A 12,733-nucleotide genomic window follows, 5' to 3' on the forward strand; every position below is an offset into this window, starting at 1 on the left:
TAAAATCGTCAAATCCATAGTGCAGATATTCCTTCATGATGTACCAAAGAATCGGCCTACCAACAATATCAATCATCGATTTCTACTTAAATTGTGATTACTCGCTTATTCGAACACCACCTTTCTAGAAAGCTTTTCATTTCTCCATCGCATTATCTTATAAATATTATTAATCACTAATATACAGATATTACCACAGTTTAATTTTTATTATTTTCAGTAATTATAACAGCCTATTTTGAGGTTATATGTTGGAATACAAATACTTAATACAGGTTTCATATAGACATCACTCCTTCATTTCTTCCGCACCATCGGCATACTTTATTGCTACAAGTATGTTTTCTATCAACTTCTCTCTTTCCATGATGCAAATGAAAATTAAAAATATCGTAAAGACCGTGCCTTCTCAGAAACCGCTTAAATCGATTGTGAAATTTATTTCTTTTTTTATTCTCTCGAAGAATGACCTCATTCAATCCATACCTCTCCCAAACACGATTTTGCTCTTGCCAGCGCAACTCTTCATCATTGCTAGCCCCCTGTGTACTAAAGAAAGCAATTGGAATATCCTTGAATCGTACCTTTATATTTTCATCATAATAACAACTGAGGAAAAAATTATAGTCTGCTGCCACCTTAAACGAAGTATCAAATAAACGAGTTGCGATTATATCACGTTTTGCGAACTCTCCTTGATGATGAATTAAATTTCTTCCATCAAAATTATCAGCCGCAGCGCCCATAGGTCCGAAATATCCTTCTGTTTTTTTGTTTTCATCAACGCACCATACTCCTGCACATAACAGATCTATATCTTCATGCGATAAAATATCCACCACACGGGAAATTACGGTATAATCATATAGACTATCATCTGAACCTAAAAAGTATATATAGTCTCCTGTCGCCATAGATATCCCTTTGTTGAAAGCATCATAAATTCCATTATCTGGTTCACTTATATAACGAATTGTATCATTATACAATGCTTTGTATTTTTTTATTATATCTATCGTATTATCAGTAGATGCACCATCCACAAGGATATATTCTATATCAGTATACGATTGGTTAACTACGCTCGATATTGTTTGTTCCAACGTAGATGCTGAATTATATGTAGCAGTTATTACTGTTATTTTCATCTTTTCTTATCTCCTTCTTTTTATTAAATCATAAAATTATACATCAAAAAGTGCCGTCTCAACCTATCCTTCTTTGCAAGTAATAAATTATAATCCCTACATAAGGTATATATTCACCATTTTTATCCAATGAGCTACATTGCCTCAAGCATTTAATAAGAAGTTCCCTGCTTGCATTCGTTTTGCCTAATTTATGATAAAGCTGCCGCTGAAAGCTTTTTAATGCCTCACGTCTATTATCTATTAAATATTCTCTTTCATCATTTAAATTAAGTGTTTCATCTAAATCTCTTTGATAGGCTGGTATTGACGATTTTATATGTCCATTTCTAGTATATGATATCGTTTCAATATCACTTGCACTCTGAGGATTTACTTTTATTAATGTATCTTTCTTATGAGAATCACAAGTTTGTCTACTATAAGGCCGTCCTTCCCCGCCCTTACATACAGCTAACAAATTGTTATAATCTAATTCATTTTCGGTATTTCGTGGAACGTAATGCTCTATCTTTACATTTTGCAAATCTGAAATTTTCGTCATGCAATAAGCACATAAAAATCCTTACTCTTGAAGCAATGCTTTTCTCAACAAGCTCTTTATATCGGTTGGCATATCGTCAAAGTGTGCTTTATCGGAATTTACATATTCCATGAATTTTTCTGGCTGGTGTTGCTTTTTTATCAAAATCATATCTGCACCTACACCGACTCTAAGGCAATAGCGATTTTGGCATCAACTACATCTTGGTCATTACTTCCCAGTTGTTTTTCTATTTCTGTTACAATCTCCTTAGCCTTGGAGACATTTCCTTCATCCAACACATTATTAAATTCTTTTAGTTTATTCAATATATCTTGTGGACGAATTTCAGTTTCCATAAGTTCATGAATCACTGCTGTTATATTTCTTCCATAGGAGTAATTTTGCGGCACATCAACAGTATTATTCTTTATCAATCGTATATTTTCCTTATACACATTGACTAACACACTTGGTGCATTGGTCGTAACGATAAATTGTACATTTGGGAAAATACGTGTTAAGTCTTGAATGATTCTTTTTTGCCATGAAGGATGTAAATGCATATCCACTTCATCAATCATGACTATGCCATCTGTTTTTTTACGACATCTCCTAATAAATGTGGATTTAATATCGCCATTCTATAAGCTATATCAGCCACCATATTGATAACCGTTTTTATACCATCACTCAACAATCTTACAGGCAGATATTTTATATAACCATCATAATAATGTATTTTTAATTCCAACTCGTCTTTTTTCACACTAAAACGAAACTGTACTGTTTGAGCTCTATTATCTAATCCTAGATAACAATCCGCCACAGCCTGTTCTACAGCTTCTAACTCTGGTATCTGCAGACCATCTTGTAAACGAACATAAGTCATCTTGGAAAACCACTGTAACATCATTTTTTCATTCGTATTGATATCTAAGCAATCCCGATACCCACGCAGCCTTTAACCTAGCGCATTAGAATTTCCTTGTCTCCGCATCAATCTATTTTGTTTTCTTGCCCATAATCTACCTGTTCCATAATAGGCAAGCAATGGCAAAATCACATCGCGTTCTCCGCGTCGTACCTTATTTTGTATATTCTTCGCATAATCTATTATCATTTTTGATTCTTTAATCGTTGTCCGCCCGTTTTCACTATTTAAGTTCCTTTGCCATGTCAATGCATTATCACGAGCGGTTTCTGCTGTTGCTATAACACTTGCAGGATATTGTGATTGTACCTTCTTCAAACATACGATATCGGACATCATCTGTATGTATTGCATTTGACCTTATACCATCCATCCCCGCCAAAAAACTTCCCAACGCTATAGAAATTGCATCCAGTATTGACGATTTACCTGCACCATTTACCCCTATCAATACTGTATAATTGGGCTCAAAATTTATTAAAACATTTTCAAAGCAACGAAATTTTTTAATTGTAGGGATTTTAGCCACATTTTCTACATACCTCCTTTAGTTATGCATGATTTTTTCTATATGCTGTTTCAACATATCAAATGTAATACCATTAACGCACTCTTGATGTAAACATTTCTTTTCCGTATCCGAATCACAAGGTGCACATTCCTTAGCTAGCGTTACTACTCGGCAATATTTCTTAGGCGCCCATGTATAATAACTGCCTCTAGTAAATAAACAAACTGTTTCTTTCTTCAACGCACACGCTATATGCAGTGGAGCACTATTAGTTGTTATAACGAATTGCGCATTCTGAAAAAGCACCATCATCTCACTTAAGCTAGTTCGACCACATAAATTATGTATATTACTATACCTATTAAATATCTGTAAACACTCTTCTATTTTGGAATCTGTAAAATAAATATCACATTTGTCTTCTAAAAATTCTACCGCTTCCTTTATCAACGATAACGGAATATTTTTTTCAGTTTTCCCAAAAGGAGCAATAACTATATATTTTTTTCCTAAGTCTACCCCTTTTACAGATAACAACTGTTCTATATTTCTCCTGCTTTCTTCATCAGGCTGAGCTACTTCACAGACACCATCATTACTTAAATCTACTCCTAAAGCCAGTGAAATCTGTTCCGTAATAAAGTCAGCACGATACTTTGTATCCCGAAAATCGTGCATAGGCAGTTCCTGATGGAACAAGCCTGTTCCTCGATATTTTTCTTTACATACACCAGCCCGATGCGGCACGCGCAGGAGCTGCGCCATTCTGGCTAATTGTGGCTGCCAGGATGTAAAAATCACATAATCCTGCTTGCGAAAATGCAAAGCAGGACGAAAGTGACCAAGGAACTTGCCTTTGGCAATACCATAAACATGGTCAATATAGGGCAAACCAGCAATAATATCCAAATTATGTGCATACGAAACCACGCTCAATACGCAATCTGGATAAAGTTCCTTCAAACGCTTAAAGGCCGGCGTGCACATAATCAGGTCGCCCATCCCTGGGCAGTTTTCAATCAATATATATTTTCCATTCAGCATATTGTCTCCCTCAACAAGTTTTCCCACTGATTCCAAATACTATTTGCATCATAAGCTTTCATTGATTCACGAGCAGCCTTGCCATACTGCACACGCAGCGCCTTATTTTGCATAAGCTTACGCAGCGCATCTGCTAAAGGCTTATCCCCATCCTCACAAAGGATGCCTGTAACATTATCCCGTATCAGCTCATTAACCGCTACACAATTCTTATAGCCCATAACAGGCAGTCCCATACTCATCGCTTCGGTAAGTGACATTCCCCACCCTTCATAAGCACTGGGGAAAACAAATATATCACCTGTACGCAATACCGATTCTACATCATGCGTTGTTCCCATAAATCTTATCCGGTCATGCAGGTTCGCTTTATCTATCTTCGCCTGCATCGTTTTCATATACGATTTTTTTCCGCCGCCTCCCCATAATTCTACATCCCATTGAGGAAATTCTGCAGCCAGTTCAATAAACGCATCAATTAACAAATGCGGGCGCTTATGATTTTTCACCATGCGTCCGATAAATATAATTTTATATCGCTCTTTCAATACCGATAAATCCACAGGAGTTTCATACTGTGGCACTACATTGCCAATCACTTTCACCCGTAAATGAGGATAACGATTGATAAGAGGCTTTATAAAGGAAGGAACCAGTACTTGATGTGCTGTGCTGTGCTCGATAGCCGGCAATTCATCTACAGGATAGGTATGGAAATAATCCTCAGGACTGCCATGAGACATGGTTATCACAGGAATTTTTGTTTTCATATCACAGATAAGAATTTTACTGGCTGTAGGATGAAACGCGACAATGATATCTGGAGAAAATTTCTGCAGTATATCCTGCACTGCCCCTAATAGATATTTCGTATGAAATTCGTCATTGACACTTCTCCCCTTGCGAATATCCACAGCCTTCAAGAGTTCACGCTTTATCTTCATGGACAGGGGAAACAACACATCCTTGCCATTATAATGACGCAAATTATACGATTTCACTTTATCACTGATAGGATAAAAAAAATCGCCTTGTCGATCATCACTGTATGCCACCGCAACTTGATGACCGCGATTCGTCATTTCATTAGCAAAAGCAGTCAGCACTTTGGCTACGCCGCCGGTATCGTTTATCATTTTCGTAAAATTAGCTAGTAATATTTTCATCTGTATTATTCCTATTCAACGTTGCATAGCAGGATACTTATTGACAAACCATTCGTATTCCGGTATATCCGAATCATCTTTACCATGCTTGATTAAATTCTTATTCGTCCACCAAATACGCCCACGTTCCAATTCTGCAGCGATAAATGCATCCTGTTCATTATCCGGCAAACGCAATACAGGATTCTTCATTCCGTCAGACGTTGCATTAAGCTTGCGTTTTATGGCCTGCACGCCTCCTAATGATGAAAAATGCCATCCTCCATTGACCATAGGCAAGCGATTGCGTTGATTTCGTAAATCCTGTGGCGTCGTTAAGTTTTTATATCGACACAAAATTGTACCGCACCAATGAAAAGGGCATTCATAATTGACAAAGAACTCATACATGCGCTGCTCAAAAACCACGGCACTTTTTTCCAGAAATTTATCTAAATTATGCTTAACATACATATAAGGCAAAGCCCGCAAAAAACACCGACTGTTGCGGGAAAGCCCCCTAAGTCCGCTTCGCTCACCTACATAACCAAAGCTGCGGAAAATATGCACAGGAACCCGCCCTTGCTGCATTTGCTCCAAAATCCGCGGGTCTGGAAATTCATCCACATCGCCTATGATGATTACATCATCCGGTTGGCAATCCCCCAAGCCGTTAGCGATATAATTGCGCTGATATATCTCAATTGACCAATCATCTGTGTAGGGAAGTCCGTCTGTTATCTTCAAGTATCGAATCTTATCCCAGTATGGAGACAATCTGTCTCTGTACTTTTCCAGATTAAACGGCTTTTCCTTATTTTGGAAGGTGCGGTTCGCCTCGACAATGACAAAACAATCCACTACATCAGCCAACATATGCAAACGCCATTCTAGCAACTCTATTTCATTATAGAAGGTAAAGCAATCATAAATTGCCATATTATAACTCCCTTACTTTAGCAATTTTGCTAAGTTCTGTGTCATGGTCATTTTTATTTCATCCATTAGGGCAAAACGCTTGCGATACACAGACCGCTTACGGGTAGGAATTTCATCTTCGCTTTTACGCTCCTCTTGCAATGGCAATTCATAAAAGCGGGCATCTTCCGTCACATGTCCACCGGATTCTTCCCAAAAATCGCCGAAATTAGTTTTTAGTTTGCGGTCACTCCGCACATGGTTATTCGCATAATATCCATAATTCGATACCGCATAAATATGCTTCAGCCCTAATACCTCTGCAAAAATCCGTGTCACATAAAGTGTTAAATTTTTGGTGCGATATGCATGACACTGTTTAGTTACCTTCTTGACAACATCTTTAGCATTTTCCATATTAGGACCTTGCATTGCCCCAATCCACAAAGACCACTCAGCATTTTTATCGCGTGCTATCCAAAATATCATCTGATAAAGGTTAGCGTAGTTATGCCCCCAGCGAAAGATAAGCGAGAGCATCCCCTCCTTGCGCTGCCCAGACTCAAAAGCCATATAGAGCCTCAGCGGTTCCTCTCCACGCAAATCCTCCCATAAAAGGAAGAATTCATGTGCCGCCATCTTCAAGGCACATTCTTCCTTAAATTTTTCCATTATAAAGGATACATGCTCTTTTACAATCGTTATGCGTTCCTGCATGGTAGATTTGTTGTAAAAAAATGCTCTTGTAACCTGCTCTAATGGATATTTATTATTACTTATAAACCGTCTATTTGTCTGATTATGCATAAAAAAATCGTAAAGCGGTTTCATCGACGCATAATGAATATATGCTCTTAACACAAACACTACCATACGACGTTGTTCCCGCCAATTGCTTAAATCATATATAGATTTACCGATATCTATAAAATTTATCATTATATATAGTACACCTTTTTCACTAAAATTAATCACATCTAATACATTGCATACTGGCTATCATTTTAGCTCCCCATGCCTACTAACATTTAATTATACTACATACTCAAAAAAAAATCCGCACTTTCCGTGCGGATTAGGTATTTTATTTGCTTATAGCACACTTGTCCCAAAATAAACCAACAAGCCAAGCAAAATAATGAATGGCAAATATATCTTCATCGTCAGCCCAAGCAGTTGGCTTTCACTTCCCCTGCCAGCCACACCGATAGCCGCAACGCCAATGGCGATGCTTTGGGGAGCAATCAGCTTACCTGCACAGGCACCAGTAGCATTAGCCGCAGCAATCCAAATCTGTGTATTGAGCGGCGCACCGATAGCAATAGCCGCATCCATCTGCAGCTTGCCCAGCAAAATGCAGGTACTGGTCGCGGACCCCGTGATAAAGCCGCCCACCGAACCAATAAAGGCGGCAATAGCCGGATACATCAATCCTGTAGCGGCTACAGTATTGTCGGCGATGGTCGTGGTCATGCCGCTGTAGCCCATGACTTTTGCCGTAGCAATGATGCTGATAATGGTGATAAACGTCGGCCGCAGACTGGCCAGTGTCTTACGCAATACCGTCAGCATATCCCCCAAAGGCGTTCTTTTGATAAAACCGCTGACAAAGGTGGCAAAGAAAATCACCATGCCAGGTGTCGCTATCCAATGGAAGGTATAAGGCGCGCCCCCCTCACCTTTATAAATCAATATCGACGTACGAATCTGCGAAATCGAATCGTAAATCGTCGGCACCAGTTTGCTAGTCATCAGCAATAAAATAAAAATCAGCACAAATGGCAGCCAAGCCATAAAAGCCTGGTGCTGTGTCACTTGCGGAGCATTCTCCTTCTGCAGTACATAGGCGGAATTCTGCGGCGGAAAATACTTCACCGCACCGATAATCGCCCCCATCGTACAAAGTGCTCCGGCCACGCCGGCAAGCTCAGGGCCCAGGAAATACGATACCCCCAACTGCGCCAGTACATAGCTAAGTCCTGCAGCCATACACACCGGCACCATGTCCTTGACTGCCAGCCAGCCGCTGCCCGCAATGGCCACCATCAGGAATGGGCAAAACAGCCCCAAAATACTGATTTGCAAAGCCACATAGGTAGCCAGCTGGGCAGAATCCGTGCCCATAATGCCCGATAAGGTGACAAGCGGAATGCCGATAGAACCATACGCCGAAGGCACGAAGTTTGCCACAAGACATACCGCCACCGCACTGACGGGATTGATGCCCATCCCTGCCAGCATACTGGCCGGTATGGCCACAGCAGTCCCAAAGCCTGCCATGCCTTCCAAAAAGCCGCCAAAGCCGAAAGCAATCAGAAGGATGAGCACCCGATAATCGCTGCTGACGGAGGTCAGCATGGCTTTGATAATCTCCATTCCACCAGTATGAACCGACAGATGGTAGGTATAAATCGTAGCCGTAATAATCAACAATATCGGCCAACAGGCCAGTGCAGTCCCTTCCAACACCGCGCTGGCCATATAGTCAGCAGGCATACCGAAATACAGCACGCTAGCCAGCAAGGACAGCAAAAGTGCCACAGGACAGGCTTTCCAAGCCGCCATTTTCAGCCCGGAAAGAGCTACAATCAACCAGAGAATAGGAAGGACAGCAATGAATAACAGCGACACGAGGAACCACCTCCTTTTTTTCTGAATAGTTTGTTTATGGGATGATTCGACATGCGTTAAATAAAATCCTTTATGCAGGACAACAAACTGCCCGAAACATATTTTATCCCCTGCACGCCTGCTTTTTGCGCACATTCCAAATCCCGGCCGCTATCTCCCACTAGATAGGACTTTGAGCGGTCGATATTAAACCGCAGGCAGGCTTCATCCACCATGCCCGTATCCGGCTTACGACAACTGCATATCTTGGTATAGGCAGGGATTTTACCTGTTGGATGATGCGGGCAGTAAAAGAGCGCATCCAAATGCGCTCCGATTTTAGCCAGTTCTTTGTTCATCCAATCGTAGACTTCTTTTATATCTTCTTCAGGATAGTATCCTCTGGCCACCCCGCTCTGGTTAGTGACGAGGATGGCCAGATAGCCTTTGTCGTTGACGTATTTAATCGCCTCTTTGGCGCCTTCTATCCAGATGAAGTCTTCAGGGCGATGAAGATAGTCTATATCCACATTGAGTGTGCCATCACGGTCGAAAAAGACCGCTTTGTTAACCTCATCCGAGCGTTGCGCGCCCACCTTCCCCATAGTGAAAGGCTTTTTAGTCGTTGTAATCAAAGTAACCACCTTTGTTGAGGAAATCTACGTATTCCTTGACCGCATCTTTCATTTCATGGAAACCTTCGTTGTAGCCGGCTGCCAGCAGGTTGGTATCATCGGCTTCGGTGAAGTTTTGGTATTTCCCCTTGAGGACTTCAGGAAATTCGCGGTAGGCGATTTCACCTTTGCCCAAAGCCTCGATTACAGCTTCGGCTACTTCATTGTAGGTATGCGCATGGCCGGTGCCGCAATTGTAGATACCGCTCTTGCCCTTATGCTCCCAGAACCACAGATTCACGTTGACTACGTCCTTGACATAGACAAAATCGCGGCGCTGCTCACCATCTTTGACCGGCTGGCCGTTAATCTCACCCCAGCCTTGGAACAGACGCGCCTTGCCCGTTTCGTTGACCTGATTGTACAACTGGTAGAAAATGGACGCCATCTTGCCTTTGTGGTGTTCCTGCGGGCCATAGACATTGAAGTATTTCAGGCCGACAATCTGGCTGTGTGCCTCAGGCATTACCTGACGCACATAGCGGTCAAAGGCCAGCTTGGAGAACGCATAGGGATTCAGCGCATCTTCACACTCATCCCCCTCCCGGAAACCATTTTTGCCGCTGCCATAGGTAGATGCCGAAGATGCATAAAGGAAAGGAATGCGATGCTGCAGGCAGAAGTGCAGCACGGACTTGGAATATTCGTAGTTTACCCGCATCATAAAGTTAACATCATATTCCATGGTATCGGAGCAGGCGCCTTCGTGGAATACAGCATCGATATCCGTACCATCAAAGTCACCGTTTTCAATGCTCTGCAGGAAATCGTCCTTATGCTGATAGTCAATGAACTTCAAGCCCCGCAGGTTTTTGTAGTTCTGACCGTCTTTCAGGTCATCCACCACCAGAATATCCGTGCGGCCGCGGCGATTAAGTTCCTTTACAAGATTGCTGCCAATAAAACCGGCACCACCTGTTACAATAATCACAATAAATCCTCCTCATATATCCATCAAGATAACGGTCTATCGTTACTCAGTGCCCAGGGATGGGCACTGGTGGACGTAAATCCCCGGAAGGGATTTCAGTCCACGTTTTCTTTGGGTACCTTTCTTTGCGCCAAAGAAAGGTACTCCATTTTATCTCAACACTTCTAAAAGTTCTTCTTTACTCACTGCGTAGGTACCCAGTTTCGCCACGACTACACTGGCTGCCATATTGGCCATATAGGCACTTACCTCCGGAGCAAGACCGCCGGCCAGCCCTAAAGCGAATACACCGATTACCGTATCACCGGCACCGGATACATCGAAAACTTCCTGCGCCTTGGTGGGGATATGGCAGGCACTGTCTTTCATCACCAGCGACATGCCAAATTCCGAACGAGTAGCCAATACCTGCTTGATACCGAACTTGCCCATCACATAACGGGCGGCTTTTTCGATAGCCTCGTCCTGATTTTTGATTTTTTCCGGCAGTACGGCACTGAGTTCCTTGAAGTTCGGCGTGATGTAATCTGCGCCGCGGTATTTGCCCCAGGCTGTGCCTTTCGGGTCAACCAGCACGGGAATTCCATGGGCATTGGCTGCCTTGATAATCTGCTGACAGGTTTCCTCGGTGCAGGCACCTTTGCCATAGTCGGAAATAATCACCGCATCTACACCTTCATTCAGGCGTGCCGCCACAAAGTTCTGCAAGCGGTCAGCATAAGGCCCTGTCATTTCCTCGGCTTCTTCAAAATCCAAACGAATCATCTGCTGATGACCACCGATAACCCGCAATTTCGTAGTAGTCGGCCTATCTGTGGTAATCAGCCCCTTGAAGTCAATGCCACGGGCCGTCAGTTTGTCCGTAAGGCTCTGACAATGATAGTCCTCCCCCACATAGCCCGCCAGCCCAATTTGACACCCTAAACGAGCAAGGTTATGAGCCACATTAGCCGCCCCGCCCAAAGTCTCCTTCTGGCTGGTCACATGGGTAACCGGCACAGGTGCCTCGGGCGAAATACGGGTCACTTCCCCATAGTAATACTTGTCCAGCATCACATCGCCGACCACCAGCACATGACATTTAGAAGCTGCTTGCGCAATAAAATCATGCATTATCTGTTTATCCATCTGCTAAAATTCTCCTTTGGACAGGTCAATAACGCGGCATTGATAATCGTCCTTGTGAAACGGCAGTTTATAGGCAGGCTGACCTTGGAATTTGTCCAGCAGTTCCTCTACAAAATGCATAACCGCCGCCACGGGAATATTTTTCATACAGGCCAGATTTTCGCCCCCCGCCCGCGGGCATTGGTGAATCCCGCAGGGATGACATTTTTCCGGCGATTTCAGCAAAACAGAACGTCCATCGTAAGGATAAAAGCCCGGTACTGGCGATGCGCCAAACATCGTAATCACGGGCAGATTCATGGCCACACCGATATGCATCGGGCCGGAATCCGTGGTAAGAAACAAGCAGCATCTGCGCAAAAGTCCTGCCAGCACCGCCAAACTGACCTTGCCGGTAAAGATATGCAAGTCCTTGCTATCCTTATTCTGCATCTGACTGACACATTTTTGTACAATCGTCAAATCCATCGGGCCGCCAAAGAACGCAATCTTATAGCCCTTTTCGAGCAGTTTATCCGCACATTGGGCAAAATAATTATCCGGCCAGCGTTTGGTTTCCCAGCTGGCACCGATATTAAAGGCAATCACCCTATCTTCCGCAGAAAAATGTTCCCGCCAAAGTTTATCTGCTGTTTGCTGATTTTCCTCACTTAAAGCCATTTCCAGGCCGCCGTCATCCGGCTCAATGCCCAGAAACTTCCGCAGAACATTCAAGTGAGCATGCACCTGATGTTCCCAGCCCGGCACATAATGATGCGGTGGAAAAACGCCACCCGGCCCCCAGCCAATATGATGGGCAATGGAGGGATTCTGCATGGTTTTATCAAAAAACAGCGAAAATAACGGCTTGCTGTAGCCCACAATGTATTTTGCGCCGCTAAAAGCCGCTGCTGCCGAGGCACGTTCATTGCGGTGCAGATTAATGATCAAATCAAATTTCAGCGCCCGCACCTTGCGAATAAACTGCCACAGTTTAGCCAGCCCCTTATCGGTTCCTTTTTTATCCATAAAAAGGCAGGCATCCAAATGGGGATTTTCCTCCACCAATTCCCGCCAGCGGGTATCGGCCAAAAGTGTCAGCCGTGCCTGCGGATAAGCTTTACGCAGAGCGCCCAAAACTGGCGTCGTCAGCATCAAATCGCCAATTTGCATAAGATTTATGATCAA

Annotated in this window: 15 protein-coding genes; all 15 read right to left on the reverse strand. The window is 42.8% G+C overall.

Annotated elements, in window-relative coordinates; translation table 11 throughout:
- Positions 1–278 precede the first annotated feature (278 nt).
- The gene (locus G598_RS0108740; RefSeq protein WP_026766644.1) at positions 279–1,148 is read right to left on the reverse strand and encodes a glycosyltransferase family 2 protein; all 870 of its coding nucleotides are present in this window, start codon (positions 1,146–1,148) and stop codon (positions 279–281) included.
- Positions 1,149–1,206: 58 nt separating this feature from the next.
- Positions 1,207–1,692, reverse strand: coding sequence for a hypothetical protein (locus G598_RS19740; protein ID WP_157833307.1), 486 nt, complete (start codon positions 1,690–1,692; stop codon positions 1,207–1,209).
- Positions 1,693–1,850: 158 nt separating this feature from the next.
- Positions 1,851–2,255, reverse strand: coding sequence for an AAA family ATPase (locus tag G598_RS19325; RefSeq protein ID WP_026766645.1), 405 nt, complete (start codon positions 2,253–2,255; stop codon positions 1,851–1,853).
- 2 nt (positions 2,256–2,257) lie between these two features.
- Positions 2,258–2,563: a hypothetical protein gene (locus G598_RS19330; protein ID WP_211221538.1), complete on the reverse strand. Its 306-nt coding sequence runs from the start codon at positions 2,561–2,563 to the stop codon at positions 2,258–2,260.
- Positions 2,564–2,635: 72 nt separating this feature from the next.
- Positions 2,636–2,923: a hypothetical protein gene (locus tag G598_RS19950; RefSeq protein ID WP_211221540.1), complete on the reverse strand. Its 288-nt coding sequence runs from the start codon at positions 2,921–2,923 to the stop codon at positions 2,636–2,638.
- Positions 2,862–3,134, reverse strand: a complete 273-nt coding sequence (locus tag G598_RS20435; RefSeq protein WP_080656995.1) for an AAA family ATPase — start codon at positions 3,132–3,134, stop codon at positions 2,862–2,864. The genes G598_RS19950 and G598_RS20435 overlap by 62 nt, the downstream gene beginning before the upstream one ends.
- 18 nt (positions 3,135–3,152) lie before the next feature.
- Positions 3,153–4,160, reverse strand: a complete 1,008-nt coding sequence (locus G598_RS0108765; RefSeq protein ID WP_026766648.1) for a glycosyltransferase family 9 protein — start codon at positions 4,158–4,160, stop codon at positions 3,153–3,155.
- Positions 4,154–5,296 (reverse strand): glycosyltransferase, encoded by a 1,143-nt coding sequence (locus G598_RS0108770; RefSeq protein WP_245582782.1) that lies wholly within the window; start codon positions 5,294–5,296, stop codon positions 4,154–4,156. The genes G598_RS0108765 and G598_RS0108770 overlap by 7 nt, the downstream gene beginning before the upstream one ends.
- A 45-nt stretch (positions 5,297–5,341) precedes the next feature.
- Complete coding sequence (locus G598_RS0108775; protein WP_026766650.1) at positions 5,342–6,244, reverse strand: glycosyltransferase family 17 protein; 903 nt, start codon at positions 6,242–6,244, stop codon at positions 5,342–5,344.
- A gap of 12 nt (positions 6,245–6,256) precedes the next feature.
- On the reverse strand, positions 6,257–7,162 hold the full coding sequence (locus G598_RS0108780; protein WP_026766651.1) for a VirK/YbjX family protein: 906 nt from the start codon (positions 7,160–7,162) through the stop codon (positions 6,257–6,259).
- Positions 7,163–7,315: 153 nt separating this feature from the next.
- Positions 7,316–8,854, reverse strand: a complete 1,539-nt coding sequence (locus G598_RS0108785; protein WP_026766652.1) for an L-lactate permease — start codon at positions 8,852–8,854, stop codon at positions 7,316–7,318.
- A gap of 56 nt (positions 8,855–8,910) precedes the next feature.
- Complete coding sequence (locus G598_RS0108790) at positions 8,911–9,438, reverse strand: D-glycero-alpha-D-manno-heptose-1,7-bisphosphate 7-phosphatase (protein ID WP_051180126.1); 528 nt, start codon at positions 9,436–9,438, stop codon at positions 8,911–8,913.
- 13 nt (positions 9,439–9,451) lie between these two features.
- On the reverse strand, positions 9,452–10,438 hold the full coding sequence (gene rfaD, locus G598_RS0108795; RefSeq protein ID WP_026766654.1) for an ADP-glyceromanno-heptose 6-epimerase: 987 nt from the start codon (positions 10,436–10,438) through the stop codon (positions 9,452–9,454).
- Between the two features lie 150 nt (positions 10,439–10,588).
- A complete protein-coding gene (gene rfaE1 / locus G598_RS0108800) occupies positions 10,589–11,566 on the reverse strand; it encodes a D-glycero-beta-D-manno-heptose-7-phosphate kinase (RefSeq protein WP_026766655.1) in 978 nt (325 codons plus the stop codon).
- Positions 11,567–11,569: 3 nt separating this feature from the next.
- Complete coding sequence (locus tag G598_RS0108805) at positions 11,570–12,718, reverse strand: glycosyltransferase family 9 protein (protein ID WP_051180128.1); 1,149 nt, start codon at positions 12,716–12,718, stop codon at positions 11,570–11,572.
- Between the last annotated feature and the right edge of the window lie 15 nt (positions 12,719–12,733).

Source organism: Selenomonas ruminantium subsp. ruminantium ATCC 12561 (assembly GCF_000424065.1).
GTDB lineage: Bacteria > Bacillota > Negativicutes > Selenomonadales > Selenomonadaceae > Selenomonas_A > Selenomonas_A ruminantium.

What these genes read in the sequence shown, in the direction of transcription:
- G598_RS0108740 (WP_026766644.1), bottom strand. Translation starts at nt 1,148, where the DNA reads ATGAAAATAACAGTAATAACTGCTACATATAATTCAGCATCTACGTTG.
- G598_RS19740 (WP_157833307.1), bottom strand. Translation starts at nt 1,692, where the DNA reads ATGACGAAAATTTCAGATTTGCAAAATGTAAAGATAGAGCATTACGTT.
- G598_RS19325 (WP_026766645.1), bottom strand. Translation starts at nt 2,255, where the DNA reads ATGATTGATGAAGTGGATATGCATTTACATCCTTCATGGCAAAAAAGA.
- G598_RS19330 (WP_211221538.1), bottom strand. Translation starts at nt 2,563, where the DNA reads ATGACTTATGTTCGTTTACAAGATGGTCTGCAGATACCAGAGTTAGAA.
- G598_RS0108765 (WP_026766648.1), bottom strand. Translation starts at nt 4,160, where the DNA reads ATGCTGAATGGAAAATATATATTGATTGAAAACTGCCCAGGGATGGGC.
- G598_RS0108770 (WP_245582782.1), bottom strand. Translation starts at nt 5,296, where the DNA reads ATGATAAACGATACCGGCGGCGTAGCCAAAGTGCTGACTGCTTTTGCT.
- G598_RS0108775 (WP_026766650.1), bottom strand. Translation starts at nt 6,244, where the DNA reads ATGGCAATTTATGATTGCTTTACCTTCTATAATGAAATAGAGTTGCTA.
- G598_RS0108780 (WP_026766651.1), bottom strand. Translation starts at nt 7,162, where the DNA reads ATGATAAATTTTATAGATATCGGTAAATCTATATATGATTTAAGCAAT.
- G598_RS0108790 (WP_051180126.1), bottom strand. Translation starts at nt 9,438, where the DNA reads ATGGGGAAGGTGGGCGCGCAACGCTCGGATGAGGTTAACAAAGCGGTC.
- rfaE1 (WP_026766655.1), bottom strand. Translation starts at nt 11,566, where the DNA reads ATGGATAAACAGATAATGCATGATTTTATTGCGCAAGCAGCTTCTAAA.
- G598_RS0108805 (WP_051180128.1), bottom strand. Translation starts at nt 12,718, where the DNA reads ATGCAAATTGGCGATTTGATGCTGACGACGCCAGTTTTGGGCGCTCTG.